This is a genomic window from Mesorhizobium sp. Mes31 (assembly GCF_024519675.1).
GTDB lineage: Bacteria > Pseudomonadota > Alphaproteobacteria > Rhizobiales > Rhizobiaceae > Mesorhizobium.
Map to the genome: position 1 here is coordinate 137,735 of NZ_JALJRL010000009.1, position 19,146 is coordinate 156,880.

A 19,146-nucleotide genomic window follows, 5' to 3' on the forward strand; every position below is an offset into this window, starting at 1 on the left:
GTTGCCCCGCGCCGCAGAACTGGACCGGATCCGGCGCCATCGCAAACGAGTAAACGTCGCCTGCGCCATGAGAAAAATTAGGGCTGCGACCGATGAAGCGATCGCATCTCCCGCTGAACGGCCTGCGCGCCTTCGAGGCCGCCGCACGGCATCTCAGCTTCACCGGCGCCGGCCTGGAATTGCGCGTCACACAGGCGGCCGTCAGTCATCAGGTCAAGGGCCTTGAAGAGGTACTTGGCGTCCGGCTCTTTCGCCGGCTGCCGCACGGCCTCGCCTTGAGCGAGGAAGGCGAGGCCTTGCTGCCGGTGCTGAGCGACGCCTTCAACAGGATCAGCGTCACGCTCGACCGCTTCGAAGGCGGCCGCTTCCATGACATCGTCACCGTCGGCGTCGTCGGCACCTTCGCCTCGGGCTGGCTGATCCCGAGATTGCCACTGTTTCACAAGGCCTATCCGGACATCGAACTGCGCATCTCGACCAACAACAACCGGGTCAATCTCGCCGCCGACGGTCTCGACTTCGCCATCCGCTTCGGCGACGGTTCCTGGCAAGGAACCGACAACGCACCGCTACTGCCGGGCTCGTTCTCACCTGCCTGCGCGCCGGACATCGCAGCGCGTCTTCGCGATCCGTTGGATCTCGGCCGCGAAACCCTGCTCTGTTCGTACCGCGAGGACGAATGGCTGCGCTGGTTCGAAGCGGCTGGGCGGCATTGCCCGCCGATCAAGGGCATCGTCTTCGATTCCTCCGTCACCATGGCCAATGCCGCCGTCCAGGGTGCCGGCGTGGCGCTGCTGCCGGTGTCGATGTTCAGCCGCGAGCTTGCTTGCGGCCAGCTGGTCCAGCCTTTCGCCAGCACCGTCGATGTCGGCCGCTACTGGCTGTCGGCAAGGCGCCGGCGGCAGAACTCACAGGCGATGACCAGCTTCGCGGATTGGCTGAGGGCCGAGGCGGCTCGATCTGACGAAGCCTTGGAGCGAGCTCCAATCGCGTCCTAAGGACGCTCTCCGTGCCTTCCGGCAAGACCTGAGACATACTATGCAAAGCCGCCAGGGGGACGAGCTCAACCTGGCGCGCCGTCCCAGGAGCCGGTTTCGGCCATCCGCTTCAGCAGCGGCGCGGGCTTGAACACATCCTTGCCGGTCCGCTGATGCCAGTATTCGAGGCGCTCGATGATCTTGGCCGCGCCTTCGAGACCAGCCCAGAACATCGGGCCGCCCTTGCCGATGGGAAAGCCGTAGCCGTTGACCCAGACGACATCGATGTCGGAGGCGCGGGTCGCTATCCCCTCCTCCAGAATCTTCGCGCCCTCGTTGACCAGGGGGTAGAGCGTGCGCTCGACGATCTCCTCGGCGCTGATCGCGCGCGGCGCGATGCCCTTCTCGGCGGCCTTGTCGCGGATCAGCGCTTCGACTTCTGGATCGGGAACCGGCGTGCGAGCGCCTGCCTCGTAGAGATAGAAACCCCTACCGGTTTTCTGGCCGAAGCGGCCCTGTTCGCACAGCGTATCGGCGATGACGGCCGTCTGACCGCGCGCCTTGCGATTGCGCCAGCCGATGTCGAGGCCGGCGAGATCGCCCATCTGGAACGGACCCATCGGCCAGCCGAAATCGGTGAACGCCTGGTCGATCTGGCGCGGCGTGGCACCCTCCAGCAGCAGCGCTTCGGATTCGGCGCCACGCGCCGCCAGCATGCGGTTGCCGACGAAGCCGTGGCAGACGCCGACGACGACAGCCACCTTGCCGATCCGCCGCGCCAGGTCGACCACGGTCGCCAGCGCATCGGGCGCGGTCTTGTCGGCCCGCACGATCTCCAGCAGCTTCATGACATTGGCCGGCGAGAAGAAATGCAGGCCGAGCACATCCTGCGGCCGCGAGGTCGAGGCGGCGATTTCGTCGATGTCGAGATAGGAGGTGTTGGTGGCGAGGATCGCGCCCGGCCTGGCCACGGCGTCAAGCTTGCCGAAAACCTCCTTCTTGACCGCCATGTCCTCGAACACCGCCTCGACGATCAGGTCGCAATCGGCGAGATCGGCATAGTCGGTGGAACCCTTGAACTGGGCGAGCCGCTGCTGTCTGGCATCTTCGGTCAAGGAGCCGCGACTGACCGAAACGGCATAGTTCCTGTCGATCGTCGCCAGCCCGCGTTGCAACGCCTCATGGCTGGTTTCCAGCAAGGTGACGGGATAGCCGCCATTGGCGAAAGCCATGGCGATGCCGCCGCCCATCGTGCCGGCACCGACGACGCCGACGCGGGCGATCTTGCGCTTGACGATGTCCTTGCCGGGAAGCTTTGCCGCCTCACGTTCGGCAAAGAACAGGTGGCGCTGGGCGCGCGACTGGTCGCTGGCGATGAGCTTGACGAACAGCGCGCGCTCCGCCGCCAGCGCCTCGTCGAAGGGCAGCGTGACGGCATTGCGCACCGCCTGCGCACAGGCGATCGGCGCTTCGAGGCCGCGCGCCTTCCTGGCAAGATCCGTTGCCTCGGCGTCGAAGGCCGCCAGGTCGGTTTCCCTGAGCCCCTCATCGCGATCGCGCACCGGCGTGAAGGGACCACCCATGCGGGCTATTTCCCTGGCGAAGTTCACCGCATGCGTGGTCAGGTCGCCTTCGAAGACGGCATCGACGAGACCGGCGGCATGCGCCTCGGCCGCACCGATCGGCGTACCGGAAACGATCATCTTGAGCGCCTTCACCGCGCCGACAAGACGCGGCAGCCGCACTGTGCCGCCGCCGCCCGGCAGCAGGCCGAGCTTGACCTCAGGAAGGCCGAGTTTGGCACCGGCATCGGCGACGCGGAAATGGCAGCCGAGCGCCAGTTCCAGCCCGCCGCCCAGTGCCGTGCCGTGGATGGCGGCGACCGTCGGCTTGGCGATGGTCTCGAGCGTCGCAAGGATGGCGCGCAGTTCCGGCTGCTGCATCGGTTTGCCGAATTCGGTGATGTCGGCGCCAGCGACAAAAGTCCGGCCGGCGCATGCGATGACAATAGCCGCGACCGAAGCATCATCGCGCAAGGCGACCAAAGCCTGCATCAACGGGTCGCGGACATGAAAACTCAGCGCGTTGACCGGTGGGTTGTCGATGGTGACGATGGCGACATCGCCGTCCCGGTTGAGCTTCAGGAAATCGGACACGCAAAACCTCCCAGCAATGGTGAGCGGCCGTGGCCGCGCGAACGGGTCTACAGCGCCATGACGCGGATGGAAACTGGACGCCGGCCTGGCACAACAACTACCGCCCTTGAACAGCCTAGCGCTGGGCGGCAGCCTCCGCAGCCATGATCTCGGGCATCGCGGCGCCTGCGGTCCGTCCGCCACGCCATGAAGCGAAGGCCGCGACGAGATAGAGGATCGCCGAGAAGGTGAAGGCGAAGACGAGGCCATGCTTGAACGGTCCCGACATCAGCTCGGGGAAGAAGGCATGGCCGGTCAGCGTATCGATGCTCTGCTGCGGCAGCGCATGCAGCACGTCGGCCGGGATCAGCTCGCCCATCGGATTGTAGCCGAGGAAGGCGGCGAACAGGCTGGCCACCGGCGGCATGTTGGCGATCTGGTGCGCGACCGCCTCCGGCACATGCTGCGCCAGCAGCCCGGCCTCCATGGTCTGCGGCAGGCTGGCCGCGAGGCCGAGGATCATCAGGCTGAAAAACAGGCCGATCGACAGCACCTGCCCGGCATTTGTGGTGGTGGCGCGCATGCCCGAGGCCTGGCCGCGCTCGCGCGCCGGCACCGAGTTCATGATCTGCGTCGAGTTCGGCGCCACGAACAGGCCGGAGCCAAGTCCGTTGAGGAACAACAACGCGGCGAAAGCCGTATAGGAGAAGTCGGCCGGCAACGCCATCAACGCGACGAAGCTCGCAGCGCCGACGACCATGCCGCCGACCGCGAACGGCACGCCGCCGACCCGGTCGGAGAAATAGCCGGACACCGGACCGGCGATCAGGAAGCCGACCGTCAGCGGCAGCATGAAGATGGCCGACCACAGCGGCGTTTCCTCGAACGAATAGCCATGCAACGGCAGCCAGATGCCTTGCAGCCAGACGATCAGCATGAACTGCAGCCCGCCACGCGCAATGCCCGAAGCCAGATTGGCAATGTTGCCATAGGCAAAACCGGGAATGCGGAACAGCTTGAGATCGAGCATCGGCCTGGCGACGCGCTGCTCGATGAACACGAAGGCGATCAACGAGATGAAGCCGATGGCAAACAGGGCAAGCACTTTCGGGCTGGTCCATGCCATGACCTGATCGCCATAGGGCTGCAGGCCGTAGGTGATGGCGGTGAGGATGAGCACGAGGCCGAGCCCGAAGCTGATATTGCCGAGCCAGTCGATCGTGTGGGTTGAGCGGTTCGGCGCGTCGTGCAGCTTGAGGTACGCCCAGACCGTGCCGACGAGGCCGAACGGCACGTTGATCCAGAACACCAGCCGCCAGTCCGTATCGGCAAGCAGGCCACCGATCAGCAGGCCGACGAACTGGCCGCCGATGGCCGCCACGACATTGATGCCGAGCGCGAAGCCGCGCTCGTTTTCCGGAAACGCATCCGTGAGAAGGGCCGTGGAATTGGCCATGATCAGCGCACCGCCGATGCCCTGGATGATGCGCACGCTGATCAGGTAGATCGCCGCGAAGTCGCCCTGGCCGGGCAGCAGGCTGAGCGCGATCGAGGCGGCGGTGAAGATGGCAAAGCCGAGATTGTACATTTTCGCGCGGCCGAACTGGTCGCCGAGCCGTCCGAAGGCGACGACCAGCACCGCGGTGGCGATCATGTAGCCGATGATCGCCCACAAGAGATAATTGATGTTGCCGGGGTCGAGCGCCTTGAGGCCGATGCCGCGAAACACCGCCGGCAGGCTGATCAGCAGGATCGAACCGTTGATGGCGGCGGCCAGCATGCCGAGCGTTGTGTTGCTCAGAACCATCCATTTGTGGCTCTGTGGACGGCTGTCTGCGGCGGTATTCATGGTGGTAACGTCCAAGGGCGCTGGCATGGTTGGCGCCAACGCTATATATGAGGATAGTCTCAGGTTTGGAAATATGAGGATGGCCTCGGAAAAAGCAAGAGCCTCGGCGTCAAATCCGCGTGCACCGCAGCAAAAAAGAGGACGCGAGCGGGTCGCCGCACTGATGGCGAGTGCAGCAACATTGTTCGTCGAGAAGGGTTTCGATGCCACGACGATGACCGAGATCGCCGCCCGCGCCGGTGCGGCCATCGGCACGCTCTACCTGTTCTTCCCGACCAAGGAGGCGCTGGCGGCAGCCATCCTGGCCGAACATGCGGAAAATCTCTCCACCCAGCTCGACGCCTTGCGGGAGCGCGCCAAGGACCTGGCCCCGGCTGCGATCGCCGATGCGTTGTTCGACGTGCTCGACGAGTTCCTGGCCAAGCATCCGGCCTATTCAGCGCTGCTCGACCTGCCTGGCGACGATGGCTGGCGGCGCGCGATGCGGGTGCGGCGGCGCGGCCAGATCGCCGCGCTGTTCGCGCAAGCCGAACCGCCGCTGCCGGCGGGCCAGGCCGAGCGTCTCGCCGTCATCGTGCCGCAGCTGATGCGCATACCGCTGGCGCTGGTCGGCGAGAAGAAACTGCGCGACGGCGTGCTGGAGGAGTTGCGGCTGATGCTCGCCCGGCATCTGCGGGCGAGCGCGGAATAGCGCGCAGCCTCAACGCAAGGCCTTCTGCCCACCCGCCGCCGTGATCACGCCAACGATAATCAACCCGGTCAGCAGCAGGCGCACGCCGGCGCTGACTCCGAACGTGTTGAGCATGGTCAAAAGCAGCACCAGGAACAGGGCCGCCCCCCAGACGCCAGGCACATTGGCCTTGCCGCCGGCCACCGACGTGCCGCCGATGACGACGACGGCGATGGAGGCCAGCAGGTACTCGTTGCCGATGTCGACATTGGCGCCGCGGAAATAACCGGCGAGCAATGCGCCGTCGATGCCGCCGAGCGCCCCCGACAGTGTGTAGGTGAGGAAGCGGATGCGGCCGACATTGACGCCGGCGAGCCAGGCGGCACGGATGTTCTGGCCGATCGCCAGCACCGAGCGGCCATAGATCATGCGCTGCAGGGCGATGGCAGCGCCGATGGTGAACAGCACGGTGAGGATCGCCAGCACCGGAATACCCAGGACCTGCCAGTTGGCGAAATCGGCGAAGCCGGGCGGCGGTTTGATCTGCAGCCCGCGCCCATAGCTGATGTCGATCGACTGGATGATGAAGCTGGCCGACAGCGTGGCGATGATCGGCGGAATGCGTAGCGCCCAGATCAGCAAATAGTTGACGACGCCGATCGCGGCGCCCGTGGCGAGCGCAGCCAGCAGCCCGACCGCGATCATGGAATCGTTGCCGTCCATGACCTTCATGGCGACGGCGCTGGCAAGGCCGATATTGGCCGGCAGCGACAGGTCGACATTGCCTGGTCCAAGCGTGATGACGAACATCTGGCCGACGCCGACGATGACCGTGAACACCGCCAGCGACAGGGCCGCGGTGACCATGCCGCCGGCGCCATAGCCGCCGGTGAAGACGATCGTCGCCAGCCACACCAGCACCGCGCCGAGGAACGACCATATCCAGGGTCTGCCGAGCAGCGCCGTCACCGATACCATTGCCTCACCTTTCCCTGCGGCTGATCAGCACCCGCGCCGCCAGCACGATGATCAGGATGGCGCCATTGGCGGCCACTTGCCAGTCGGGTGGAATGTGCATGAAGGTGAGCAGTGGCGATGCGGCGAGCGCCAGTGTGAGTGCGCCAAGCACCGCGCCGATCGGCGACACCCGGCCGCCGACGAATTCGCCGCCACCGAGGATGACGCCGGCGATCGCCAGCAGCGTGTAGCCATTGCCGATATTGGCATCGGCCGAGGTGGTGATGCCGATCAGCGCCATGCCGGACAGCACGCCGAACAGGCCGGCCAGCGAAAAGAGCACGATCTTGGTCTTGAGCAGCGACCAGCCGGCGCGCCCGAGTGCGGCCGGATTGCCACCGGAGCCGCGCAGGATCACGCCGTAGGAGGTGCGCATCAGGCCGAAATGAACGATGAGGCCGATCAGCAGCGCCGCGATGATCGGGAACGGGACGAAAGGCGGCTTGAACGCCATGATCGCCAGCAGCCAGTCCGGCGCCTTGCCGCCAGGTTTGGGCAGGACGAGAATGGCCAGACCTTGCCAGACGAAGCTCATGCCGAGCGTCACCACGATCGAGGGCAGGTTGCGCAGATGGATCAGCGCGCCGAGCAGCGCATAGACGCCGATCGAGCCGAGCAGGATGGCGACGCCGATGAGCGGCGCGTCCTTCAGCCAGGTCGCGGTGACGCAGCCGACGAAGCCGACAAAGGTGCCGATCGACAGGTCGAGCTCGTTGCCGGCGATGACGAACATCTGCGCGATCGTCGCCAGCGCGATCGGGATCGCCAGGTTGAGCATCAGGCTGAAGCCGAAATAGCTGATGGCGCGCGGGTTGAGCCAGGCGATGGCGATCAGCACCAGCGCCAGCGACAGCGCCGGCAGCAGCCCGCGCAGCAGGCGGGCACGCGCCAACGCTCCACGCTCGGAGGAAGTCTTGAGGCCGGTGTCGACGCTGGCGGCCGTCATCTCAGGCCGCATCGCCGAACGAGGACTGGATGATCTTCTCTTCGGTCAATTCGTCGCGCCGCAAATTGGCGACGATCCGGCCGTTCTTGAAGACATAGATGTGGTCGCAATTGTCGAGCTCTTCGGTTTCCGTGGTGTACCAGAGGAAGGTACGGCCACTGCGGGCTTCTTCGCGCACGAGGTCGTAGACCTCCAGTTTGGTGCCGATATCGACGCCGCGCATCGGGTCGTCCATCAGCACGATCTGCGCGTCGGAGCCAAGCGCACGGGCAAACAGCGCCTTCTGCTGGTTGCCGCCCGACAGCGAGAAGATGTTGTTGTTCATGTCCGGCGTGCGGATGCCGATCTTCTTTTGCCAGAACTCGGCGAGTTCGGCCTCACGCTGCGGCGAGATCAGCAGGCCTTTGCGCAGCCGTGCCAGCGAGCGGATGCCGATATTCTGCGCGATCGACCATTGCGGGAAGATACCGTCCGACTGGCGATCGCCGGCCACCAGCGCCACCGGCGCGGTTACCTCAATGCCGGCCCGAGCGCGCGACGCGGCCGCGAAAATCGCCAGCAGCAGGTCGGTCTGTCCATGTCCCGCCAACCCGGCAAGGCCGATGATTTCGCCGGCGCGGGCGACAAGCTCGGCGCTGTCCTTCTGCGCGGCGGGACGGGCCCGCACCCGCAGTGGACTGGCCTCGGGCTTGGCGGCGGCGACTTGCGCCGCGGCCTTCTGGCGCGCTTCCGCCCCGCCCATCGCCGTCACCAGCCGGTCGCGGTCGAAGGCACTGGCGGCATCGGCGACAACCACCTTGCCGTCGCGCATCACCACGATGCGGTCGGCATTCCGCAGCACCTCGCCCAGCACATGCGATATCAGGATGCAGCTTTTGCCGCCGGCGACAAAGCGGCGCACGAAAGCCAGCAACTGGCCGGCCGTATGCGCGTCCAGCGACGATGTCGGCTCGTCAAGGATGACGAGGTCGAGCCGATCCTGGGTGACCGTGAAGGCGCGCGCCACCTCGACCATCTGGCGCCGGCCGATCGACAGGTCGCCGACAATGTCCGACGCCGAGATGCTGTGGCCCGGAAAGATCTCGTCGAGCTTGGCGGCGATCAGCTCGGCCGCCTTGCGCCGCCAGCCGAAGCCGCGCAGCGAAGCGTGGTTGATGCGCGTGTTCTCGGCGACGCTGAGATTGGGACACAGCGAAAGCTCCTGGAACACGCAGCGTATGCCGAGCTGCTGCGCCCGCGACACCGAGTAATTGTCCTCGCTGTCGCCATGCACGCCGATCCTGCCGCTGTCGGGCGTCAAGGTGCCCGCCACCATGTGCATGAGTGTCGACTTGCCGGCGCCATTGTGGCCGACGAGACCGACGCACTCGCCAGGGCCGACGTGAAAATCCACGCCGCCCAGGGCGCGAACGGCGCCGAAATGCTTTTCGGCGCCGTTCAGTCTGATGATGTCAGCGTTCCCTTCAGGCATGCTCAACGATATCCGCTCGGCGATACGGACGGCAACGCTGCCGCGACACTCACTTGATGTTGGCTTTGATGGCCGCGATCGCGTCTTCCTGCGTGTATTCGTGGCTGGCGACGCCGCCCTTGACGATCTTCGGCAGCTCGGCCTCGAAATCGTCCTGGGTGAAGGCCAGATACGGCACCAGCAGATCGTGCGGGATGTCGGTGCGGCCATCGAGCACCTGCTGCGCCACCCAGAAGGCGAGCGACGACACGCCGGGCGCGATCGATGCCGACCAGGTCTTGTAGCCGTCCTTGTCCTTCTGCTCCTTCCACCACTGCAGCTCGTCCTGGCGATTACCCATGATGATGGTCGGGCGCGGCTTGCCGGCGGCGGCGAAGGCCTGTGCCGCGCCATAGCCGTCACCTCCCTGGTCGACGATGCCGACGACATCCGGCAGCGATGGCAGGATGGTCGCGACCGCCTTCTGCGCGGTGGTCTGATCCCAGTCGCCGGTCACCGAGCCGACGATCTTGAACTCGGGATGGGCTGCAACGCCTTCGAGGATGCCGGCATGGATGGCATCGTCGATCGAGGTGCCGGCAAGGCCACGGATTTCCAGCAGATTGCCGCCCTTGGGCTGGAACTTGGCCATCTGTTCGACTTCCTGCTTGCCCATGTCCTTGAAGTCTACGACGACGCGGTAGGCGCAAGGTTCGGTCACGGTTCCGTCGAAGGACACGACGGTGATGCCGGCGTCGCAGGCCTGCTTGATGGCGCCGTTGAGTGCGTCGGGCGAAGCGGCATTGATGACGATCGCATCATAGCCCTGCAGGATCAGGTTCTGCACCTGCGCGGCCTGCGTCGGCACCTCCTTGTCGGCGGTGGTGAAGATGTCGGCGGCGCCGACCACCTTGTCGGCCACCGCTTTCTTGGTGACGATGCCATAGCTGTCGAGCATCGCCTGCCGCCACGAATTGCCGGCATAGTTGTTGGAAAAGGCGATCTTCTTGCCACTGGTGTCGGCAAGTGCCGTGCCCGAGGCGAGCATTGCCGCCAGGGCGCTCAAGACGAGTAGTTTCTTCATGTCGTATCCTCCCAGATGTTGACTGCTGCAGTTCCTGCCGGCTTTGATCCCGGCCTCACTCCCAACCTGATTTGAGCACGGATGGTCGCGAGCTCAAAACAGTCTTAATCCCGGCACGCGCACCCTGAGCCGGTAAAGCGATGTCGACGCGGCGATGTAGAGGCTCCTCAGATCGTCGTCGCCGAACGTGAAATTCGCGCAGTTCTCCGGCGTCCGGATGACGCCCAGGATGGCACCCGACGCGTCGAAGACATGGATGCCGCCGGGGCCGGTGCAGTAGAGATTGCCGCGGCTGTCGATCTTCATGCCGTCGGGCGCTCCCGGTCCATCGCCCTCGGTCACGGCCCACACCGCGCCGCCGTTGAGGTCGCCGTTCGGCTCTACGCCGAACACCCTGATATGGCCGCGCTCGGTGTCGTTGATGAACAGCCGCGACTCGTCCAGCGAGAAGCAAAGGCCGTTCGGCTGGATGAAATCGTCGGCCAGCAATGTCAGCCGGGCGCCGTCGCCATCGATGCGGTAGACGCCCTGGAACGGCAGCTCCTGACGACGCGGCACACCATAGAATTCCATCCTGCCGTAGCCTGGATCGGTGAAGTAGATCGATCCGCCGGTGGCAACGACGATGTCGTTCGGGCTGTTGAGCTGCCTGTCCTGGTGGTGCGTGGCAAGCACCGTCGTGCTGCCGTTGGGCTCGGCGCGGGTCACGCGGCTCGTCGCGTGCTCGCAAGTGACCAGCCGTCCCTGGCGGTCCAGCGTGTTGCCATTGGCCTTGTGGCTCGGCTCGCGCAGCAGCTCGATCTCGCCCTCCGCATGGCGCCGGTAGATGCGGCTTTCCGGAATGTCGCTGAACACCAACCATTTCTCGTAAGGGTGCCACACCGGCCCTTCGAGAAAACCGAAGCCACTCGCCAGCATTTCGATCGTCGCATCGCCGACGACGTCGTCGAAGCCGGAGTGGCGGGGTCGCGCCAGCGCCGACATCACTGGCCCCTGGCGGCGCAAACAGCCGTGCGAATCCGCATGGCGACGAATGGCATGAGCGCTTCCCCGATAAAGTCTTTTTGTGGGGTCGAGCGTAGTTGCGGCGCCGGCACGGCGATACGGGTCAAAGCGCACGGCCGACTGTGCGTTTGCACAGTCGCGGCGTTTGGAATCAATGTTCCGGCGGAGCCTGCGCCAGCCAGGCATCGAGCCGGTCCTGCTCGCGGCGCAGCGCGTCGATGTTGATCAGGCCGCGCGCCATGGCGAGATAGATCGCCCGCGTCCGCGAGTTGAACGCGGAAGCGTCGCTTGCGCCGTCCTCCGCCGGCACGATGCCGAGCTTGTCGTAGACATGCTTGATGCGGCTCTGGGCACCACGGATCGACAGGCCGCGACGCGCCGCGATGGCGCGGTCGGTCAGGCCGAGCGCGATGTCGATCAGGCTTTCATATTCGCCGTCGGTGATGCCCTCGAACCGATCCTGGACGCGGTGCTGGATGCCGCGTATCTCGCGGTCGATGATGCAGTGGCCTTCGCGGAAAACGCCGCGCAGGGCCGAGCGCATGCCCTCCTCCGTCGCCGACTTGAGCACATAGCCATAGACCGAACCCGGCGGCACGATGCGTGCCACCCCGCGTACATAGGCCTCGTCGGCAAAATTCGACCAGAACAGGATGTGCGTGCCGGCGCGGCGGTTCCAGATCGCCCTGGCAACCTCGATTCCCGTCGCCTTCGGCATCTGCAGGTCGAGCACGACATGCGGCGGCTCGCGCTCGGCGGCGAGGTTGATGGCGTCCTCGCCGTCGCTCGCCTCGATCACCTCGACGTCGCCGGGCCACAATTGCTCGACGGTGCGGCGCGCGAACGTGCGGTGCAGCCCGTCATTCTCGGCGATCATCACAAGCATCACACACCCTCCGGCACGGCCTGCTGGCCGGGCGCTGTTGCAGCCGCCGCATAAGGCGATTCCCGATACGGCTGGCGGTCTATCTCGATGACGACACGCGTGCCGCCACCCTTGCGGCTGGCTTGCCCGATGCGCAGCCGCGCCCCGATAAGAGCCGCCCGCGTGTGCATGTGGCCAATGCCGCCATGGGCGGCCGGATCGACAGTGCCGCATCCCTGGCCGTCATCGGTCACGATCACCCGCAGCATGCTCGCCGTCGACGCCAGCAGCACGTCGATGCGGCGTGGCGCGGCGTGGCGGACCGCATTGTTGATCGCTTCCTGTACGATCCTGTAGAGCGCGGTGCGGACCGGCTCGGGCAGGCTGTCGGCGCTGCCGTCACTGGTGTCGGCGATGCGCACGGCAATCGGCGGCTTGGCCCTGGCGACGCTGCGGTTGAGATGCGCCTCGACCGCATCGCGCAGGCCGAACAGTTCGAGCACGCTCGGCCGCATGTCGTCGACGATGTGGCGCAGTTCCGTCAGGCAGCCGGCGACCTCCTGCTCGAGGTCGGCAAGCTGCGCCGCCCGCGCCACGCCCTGGCCGCGCAAGGCCGAAAGCTGGCGCGCGATGCGGGCGAGGTCGGCAAGCGTCTGGTCGTGCAGGTCCATGGCCATGCGCCGGCGCTCGCGCTCCATGCCTTCCGTCAGTTGCGAGGCGCCGACCCGCAGCAGTTCGACGCGATTGCGCGCTTCGCTCTCGGCAAGCATGGCCCGGCGCGCCTCCTCGGTCTGGATCAGCGCGAAGATATAGGGCGCGATCAGGTCGGCGCATTGCTGGGCGACCTCGACATCGGCAAGCGTGTAGCAGCCGACCTCATGCCGGCTGATGTTGAGGGCGCCGATGATGCCGCCCCGCGCCCTGAGCGGCACGATGATGCGGCTGCGCAGCCTAGCGGCGAAGATCGGTTCGTCGAATGCCCCCGTGAAATGGAAACGCTGGTCGAAAAGTGCATCGTCCGCCAGCAGATAGGGCACCTCGCCCCACAGCACCGACCGGATCGGGCTGCCCTCCACCGGATGCTGCGACAGCTCGCTCCAGCTGGTGTGGAAGCCGGCTTCATAGCAGGCATGCATGCGCCGATCGTGCGACAGCACGGCCAGATCGATATGATTGTGCGGAATGAGCGTACCGATCTCGATGGCGGTTGCGCGGAACGCCGTACCGGTATCGATGTGGCCGGCCAGCGCCCGCGAAATAGCAAGCAGCCGGTCGATCAGTATGGGAGATACATCCGACATGGTTTTGAGACCTCCCATGACAACTGAACGGACCACGCCGGGCCGGCCGCGACGCTCCCGTGCCCGAGCGTGCTGCCGATCCGCGATTTTCGCCAGGCCTCCCTGCCGCGGGAATAGTGGACATCTACGAACGGCGCTGTCAACGACGCCCTCATTGCGGCAGTCGATCAACTTGCGGTGCAATGATTGAAAAGGGTTCGCGTCCTGGTCTAGGGAAGGGGCCAGGAGACCGAAACCGAATGCCAGTGACGCCAACCGTTGCTCCGGGCGCCCCGGGAATTCCGGCACGCTGGACATCAAGCGCCAAGAGCGGCGTCGGAACCTCCCTTTCACCGGCCGGGCGGATCTGGTTCACGATCAGCCACGGCATTCTCAACGAGATCTACTATCCGCGCGTCGACTGCGCCTGCACGCGCGACCTTGGCCTGATCGTCACCGGCCCCGACGGCTATTTCTCGGAAGAAAAACGCGATGCCGCGCACGCCATCGAACCGTTCGAGGACGGTGTGCCCGCCTACCGGCTGGTCAACACCGCGACCGACGGCGCCTACCGGATCGAAAAGCGCATCCTTGCCGACCCGGCCCGCCCCGTTCTGCTGCAGGAGATCACCTTCACGCCGCTCAAGGGCGCGCCCGGCGACTACCGCGTCTACGCCTTGCTGGCGCCGCACCTGGTCAACGCCGGCATGGGCAACACCGCCTGGGTCGGCGACCACAAGGGAAAGCCGGTGCTGTTTGCCTCGGGGCGCGGCATATGCCTGGCGCTGGCCTCGTCGCTGCCATGGGCAAGCTGCTCGGCCGGCTATGTCGGCTTCTCCGATGGCTGGCAGCAACTCAATCATGCCGGAAAGCTCGACCCGGCTTGCCAACGGGCCGAGGACGGCAATGTCGCGCTGACCGGCGAAATCGGCTTTTCCGGCGCGAACACAAGGGCTTTGCTGGCTCTTGGCTTTGGCGCGACCCCTGACGAGGCTGCTGAAAATGCCTTCGCCAGCCTGAAGCGCGGCTTTGCGGCGACGGCGAGGTCCTACGTCCGGAATTGGCGCACCTGGCAGGCCGGCCTGCTGCCGCTGGACCGGCATGGCAAATCCGGGATCAACTTCTATCGCGTCTCGACCGCGGTTCTGGCGACGCACCGCTCGACCGCCATGCCGGGCGCCGCGGTCGCCAGCCTGTCGATCCCGTGGGGCTTCAACAAGGGCGACGACGATCTCGGCGGTTACCATCTGGTCTGGCCGCGCGATCTGGTCGAAACGGCGGGCGGCTTTCTCGCCGCCGGAGATGCCGCGTCGGCACTGCGGATTCTTGGCTATCTGCGCTCCATCCAGCAACCGGACGGCCACTGGCCGCAGAACGCCTGGCTCGATGGGTCGGCCTATTGGCCCGGCATCCAGATGGACGAATGCGCCTTTCCGCTGCTGCTGGCCGATGCGCTGCAGCGTGCGGGGCACCTGCCGCGCGCCAGGCTCTCCGCCTTCCTGCCGATGATCGAGCGCGCCGCCACCTATGTCGTGCGCAACGGACCCGTCACCGGCGAGGACCGCTGGGAAGAGGATGCCGGCTACAGCCCGTTCACGCTTGCCGTCGAGATCGCCGCACTGCTTGCCGCGGCAGACCTGCTCGACGCCTGCGGCAAGGATGACGCGGCGGCCTATCTGCGCGAGACCGCCGATGGCTGGAACGACCAGGTCGAGCGCTGGACCTACGTCACCGGCACGGCAATCTGCGAGGAAACCGGCGTCGATGGTTACTACGTCCGCATCGCGCCACCCGACAGCGCCGAGGCCGGCTCGCCGAAGGACGGCTATGTCCCGATCAAGAACCGGCCGCCCGGCGATACGGATCGGCCCGCCGAGGAAATTGTCAGCCCCGACGCGCTGGCACTCGTCCGCTTCGGCCTGCGGGCGGCCGACGATCCGCGCATGATCGACACCGTCAAGGTCATCGACGCGCAATTGCGCTGCGACCTGCCGCAGGGACCGCTCTGGTATCGCTACAATGGCGACGGCTATGGCGAGCACGAAGACGGCGCGCCTTTCGACGGCACCGGCCAAGGCCGGCCCTGGCCGTTGCTCGCCGGCGAACGCGCCCATTACGAGCTGGCGGCGGGGCGCATGGACAAGGCGGCCAGCCTGCTGGCGGCGCTGGAAGGCTCGGCCGGGCTTGGCGGCCTGTTGCCGGAGCAGGTCTGGGACGGCGCCGACCTGGCCGAGCGCGAACTGCTGCATGGCCGCCCTTCGGGCAGCGCCATGCCGCTGGTCTGGGCACATTCGGAGCATATCAAGCTGCTGCGCTCGCTACGCGACGGCACGGTCTTCGACATGCCGCCGCAAGGCGTCAAGCGCTACATCGAGAACAGGACCGTATCGCCGTTCAGGACATGGCGCTTCAACAACAAGATCCGCACGCTCCCCGAGGGCAAGGTGCTGCGCGTCGAACTGCTGGCTCCGGCGACGGTTCGCTGGAGCACCGACAACTGGGCGACGGTCCGCGACAGCCAGACGGCAGAGAACGCTTTCGGCATGCACGCAGCCGATCTGCCCACGGCCAGCCTCCCCAGCGGAAGCACGCTGATCTTCACTTTTTTCTGGTCCGCAACCAACGATTGGGAGAATGTCGACTTCTCCGTCATATCAGGCGAGCAGGACAGCCGGTAAATCCTTCCTCTCCAAACCCAGCAAATCTCTAGCAAACAGGGACGAAACCATGCAGATCGGAATGATGGGACTGGGCCGGATGGGCGCCAACATGGTCCGGCGCCTGATGCGCGACGGCCACCAATGCGTCGTCTATGACATCAACCCCGCCAGCGTGGCGGCCCTGGTAACCGACGGCGCGTCGGGAGCGGCATCGATGGCGGAATTCGTCGGCAAGCTCGCCAAGCCGCGCTGCGTCTGGCTGATGCTGCCGGCCGCGATCACCGGCAAGATCGTCGATCAGGTGGCGGCCCTGATGGAACCCGGCGACATCATCATCGACGGCGGCAATTCCTACTATCATGACGATGTCGATCGCGCGGCCAGGCTCAAGGACAAGGGCCTGAACTATGTCGATGTCGGCACCAGCGGCGGCGTCTGGGGTCTCGATCGCGGCTACTGCCTGATGATCGGCGGCCCCGACGAAGCGGTCCAGCATCTCGATTCGGTGTTCGCCACGCTGGCGCCCGGCGCCGATGCCGGCGCGCCTGCCCCGGACAAGGCCGCCGGCACCGCGCCCTTCGGCTATCTCCATTGCGGCCCGAGTGGTGCTGGCCATTTCGTCAAGATGGTTCACAACGGCATCGAATACGGCGTCATGGCCGCCTATGCCGAGGGCATGAACATCCTCAAGGCCGGCAATGCCGGCAAGGTCAAGCGCGACGCCGATGCCGAGACCAGTCCGCTGCAGAACCCCGAATATTACCAGTTCGACATCGACCTCGCCAACGTCGCCGAGGTCTGGCGGCATGGCAGCGTCATCGGCTCCTGGCTGCTCGACCTCACCGCCAGCACGCTCAAGTCGGACGCATCGCTGGCGAATTTTGGCGGCCGCGTCTCGGATTCCGGCGAAGGCCGCTGGACGCTGAAGGCGGCGATCGACACCGGCGTGCCGGCGCCGGTGCTGTCCTCGGCGCTGTTCGACCGCTTCTCCTCGCAAGGCGAATCCGAATTCGCCGACAAGCTGTTGTCAGCCATGCGCTATGCGTTCGGCGGCCATGTAGAGAAGCCGAAGGCCGGCTCGTGACGGCGGCAGGGGAGACACGCGCATGAGCCAGGAACGGTCCGACACGCTGGTGCTTTTCGGCGCCACCGGCGACCTCGCCCACAAGAAGATATTTCCAGCGCTCTACCAAATGGTCGCCAAGGGCACGCTCACCGAACCGGTGATCGGCGTCGCGTTCGATGCCTGGGATTTGAAGCAGCTGCAGGCGCGCGCTCGCGACGGCATCGTCCATGCGCTCGGCAAGATCGACGACAAGGTGTTCGCCAAGCTCGCGTCGCTGCTTCGCTATGTCAGCGGTGACTATCGCGATGGGGCCACCTTCGAGAAGCTGAAGACCGCGCTTGGTAGCGCCCAGCGGCCGCTGCACTACATGGCGGTGCCGCCGACCATGTTCGAGACGGTCGTCCAGGGGCTGGAGCAATCGGGCACCGCGCACGGCGCGCGGCTGATGGTGGAAAAGCCGTTCGGCCACGACCTGCAGTCGGCGCGCTGGCTCAACCGGGTCCTGCACCTGGTGTTCGACGAACAGTCGATCTTCCGCATCGACCACTATCTGGGCAAGGAAGCGATCCAGAACCTGCTCTATTTCCGCTTCGCCAATTCCCTCCTCGAACCGATCTGGAATCGCAACTTCGTCGAAAGCGTGCAGATCACCATGGCCGAGGATTTCGGCGTCGAGGGACGCGGCCGCTTCTATGACGATGTCGGCTGCATCCGCGACGTCATCGAGAACCATCTGCTCAACATCCTGTTGCTGCTGGCCATGGAGCCGCCGGTCGGCCGCTCCGCCGACGACCTGATCGACGAGAAGGTGCAGGTGCTGCGCGCGATCCGGACACTGACGAAAGACGATGTCGTGCGCGGTCAGTTCAAGGGCTATCTCACCGAACCCGGCGTGGCGCCGAATTCGCCGGTCGAAACCTTCGCGGCGGTGCGCTTCTTCGTCGACACATGGCGCTGGCGGGATGTTCCGTTCTTCATCCGCGCCGGCAAGAACATGCCGGTTCATGTCACCGAGGTGGTGGTGCGGCTGAAGCGGCCGCCGCTCGACGTCTTCGATCCGATCAAGCCCGCCGACCAGAACTATGTGCGCTTCCGCATCGACCCGCAGGTGGTGATCGCCATCGGCGCCCAGCGCAAGGCGTCCGGCGACGACATGATCGGCGAGCAGGTCGAGCTGACGGCGCTCGACGACAGCAAGGCCGACATGCCGCCCTATGAGCGGCTGATCGGCGATGCCATGAACGGCAATGGTCAGCTGTTCACCCGCCAGGACGCCAGCGAACTTGCCTGGCGCATCGTCGGCCCGGTGCTTGGCGACACCACGCCGCCGCACATCTACGAGCCGGGAACATGGGGCCCCGCCGATGTCATGAGCGGCTTCGGGCCGCCCAACGGCTGGATCGATCCGGTGAAGTGAGAGGATGATGCGATGGCCAAAGCGGTGAAGCAACCAGCGTCGGATGTCGAAAAGATCGTGCTTTCGATCGATATCGGCGGTTCGCACGTCAAGATCCTGACCAGCGCCGGCGGCACGGAGTGCCGCGCCGACTCCGGTCCCGGCCTGACGCCGCAGCAGATGGCCGAGACGGTAAGGAAGCTCGCCGAGGGCCTGTCATACGACGTCATCTCGATGGGCTATCCTGGCCCGGTCACCCACAACCGGCCATTGGCCGACCCCGCCAATCTCGGCAAGGGCTGGGCCGGCTACGATTTCGCCGCGCAATTCGGCAAACCGGTGAAGGTGGTCAATGACGCGCTGATGCAAGCCATCGGCAGCTATGAGGGCGGGCGCATGCTGTTCCTCGGGCTGGGAACCGGTCTTGGCGCGGCGATGATCGTCGACAATGTCGCCCAGCCGATGGAAGTCGCCCACCTCCCCTACAAGAATGGCAAGAGTTTCGAGGATTATGTCGGCGAACGCGGCCTGGAAAAGCGCGGCAAGAAGAAGTGGCGCAAACATGTCTTCGACGTCGTCGACCGGCTCCGTGCCGCCATGCAGCCGGACTATGTCGTCATTGGCGGCGGCAATGTCGACAAGCTCGATGAATTGCCCGCCGACAGCAGACGCGGCGACAACACACGCGCCTTCGAGGGCGGGTTTCGTTTGTGGCGCGACAAGGCGTTGATCGTTTGATATTGTTA

The 19,146-nt window shown here is 65.7% G+C and carries 15 protein-coding genes; 6 read left to right on the forward strand and 9 right to left on the reverse strand.

Translation table 11 applies throughout. The features are described 5' to 3' along the window. Positions 1-92 precede the first annotated feature (92 nt). Entirely contained in the window at positions 93-998 is a 906-nt protein-coding gene (locus NR193_RS17165; protein ID WP_256751966.1) for a LysR family transcriptional regulator, read from the forward strand. A 65-nt stretch (positions 999-1,063) separates the two neighbouring features. Here the strand turns inward: NR193_RS17165 and NR193_RS17170 are convergent, their stop codons facing one another. After that, positions 1,064-3,133, reverse strand: a complete 2,070-nt coding sequence (locus NR193_RS17170) for a 3-hydroxyacyl-CoA dehydrogenase NAD-binding domain-containing protein (RefSeq protein ID WP_256751967.1) — start codon at positions 3,131-3,133, stop codon at positions 1,064-1,066. A gap of 115 nt (positions 3,134-3,248) precedes the next feature. Next, positions 3,249-4,961, reverse strand: coding sequence for an MFS transporter (locus NR193_RS17175; RefSeq protein ID WP_256751968.1), 1,713 nt, complete (start codon positions 4,959-4,961; stop codon positions 3,249-3,251). Positions 4,962-5,124: 163 nt separating this feature from the next. On the opposite strand from NR193_RS17175, the gene NR193_RS17180 reads away from it, so the two are divergent. Then, on the forward strand, positions 5,125-5,652 hold the full coding sequence (locus NR193_RS17180) for a TetR family transcriptional regulator (protein ID WP_256751969.1): 528 nt from the start codon (positions 5,125-5,127) through the stop codon (positions 5,650-5,652). A 9-nt stretch (positions 5,653-5,661) separates the two neighbouring features. Here NR193_RS17180 and NR193_RS17185 read toward each other — a convergent pair whose 3' ends face one another. From NR193_RS17185 to NR193_RS17215, 7 genes are all read right to left on the reverse strand, one after another. Continuing rightward, entirely contained in the window at positions 5,662-6,609 is a 948-nt protein-coding gene (locus NR193_RS17185; RefSeq protein ID WP_256751970.1) for an ABC transporter permease, read from the reverse strand. 4 nt (positions 6,610-6,613) lie between these two features. Further along, positions 6,614-7,594, reverse strand: coding sequence for an ABC transporter permease (locus tag NR193_RS17190; protein ID WP_167364958.1), 981 nt, complete (start codon positions 7,592-7,594; stop codon positions 6,614-6,616). A 1-nt stretch (position 7,595) separates the two neighbouring features. Further along, positions 7,596-9,065: a sugar ABC transporter ATP-binding protein gene (locus NR193_RS17195; protein WP_256751971.1), complete on the reverse strand. Its 1,470-nt coding sequence runs from the start codon at positions 9,063-9,065 to the stop codon at positions 7,596-7,598. A 49-nt stretch (positions 9,066-9,114) separates the two neighbouring features. Then, positions 9,115-10,128, reverse strand: coding sequence for a substrate-binding domain-containing protein (locus NR193_RS17200; RefSeq protein WP_256751972.1), 1,014 nt, complete (start codon positions 10,126-10,128; stop codon positions 9,115-9,117). 93 nt (positions 10,129-10,221) lie between these two features. Then, on the reverse strand, positions 10,222-11,112 hold the full coding sequence (locus NR193_RS17205; protein ID WP_256751973.1) for an SMP-30/gluconolactonase/LRE family protein: 891 nt from the start codon (positions 11,110-11,112) through the stop codon (positions 10,222-10,224). 172 nt (positions 11,113-11,284) lie between these two features. Continuing rightward, entirely contained in the window at positions 11,285-12,019 is a 735-nt protein-coding gene (locus NR193_RS17210) for a response regulator transcription factor (RefSeq protein WP_256751974.1), read from the reverse strand. Further along, on the reverse strand, positions 12,019-13,299 hold the full coding sequence (locus NR193_RS17215) for a sensor histidine kinase (RefSeq protein WP_256751975.1): 1,281 nt from the start codon (positions 13,297-13,299) through the stop codon (positions 12,019-12,021). Before NR193_RS17215 ends, NR193_RS17210 begins: the two co-directional genes overlap by 1 nt. A 239-nt stretch (positions 13,300-13,538) precedes the next feature. On the opposite strand from NR193_RS17215, the gene NR193_RS17220 reads away from it, so the two are divergent. From NR193_RS17220 to NR193_RS17235, 4 genes are read left to right on the forward strand one after another with little or no spacing between them, the layout of a single operon-like run. After that, on the forward strand, positions 13,539-15,956 hold the full coding sequence (locus tag NR193_RS17220) for a glucan 1,4-alpha-glucosidase (protein WP_256751976.1): 2,418 nt from the start codon (positions 13,539-13,541) through the stop codon (positions 15,954-15,956). A gap of 49 nt (positions 15,957-16,005) precedes the next feature. Next, complete coding sequence (gene gnd, locus NR193_RS17225) at positions 16,006-17,022, forward strand: phosphogluconate dehydrogenase (NAD(+)-dependent, decarboxylating) (protein WP_256751977.1); 1,017 nt, start codon at positions 16,006-16,008, stop codon at positions 17,020-17,022. A gap of 22 nt (positions 17,023-17,044) precedes the next feature. After that, entirely contained in the window at positions 17,045-18,421 is a 1,377-nt protein-coding gene (gene zwf, locus NR193_RS17230) for a glucose-6-phosphate dehydrogenase (RefSeq protein WP_256751978.1), read from the forward strand. A gap of 12 nt (positions 18,422-18,433) precedes the next feature. Next, complete coding sequence (locus NR193_RS17235; RefSeq protein WP_256751979.1) at positions 18,434-19,138, forward strand: ROK family protein; 705 nt, start codon at positions 18,434-18,436, stop codon at positions 19,136-19,138. Positions 19,139-19,146: the final 8 nt, after the last annotated feature.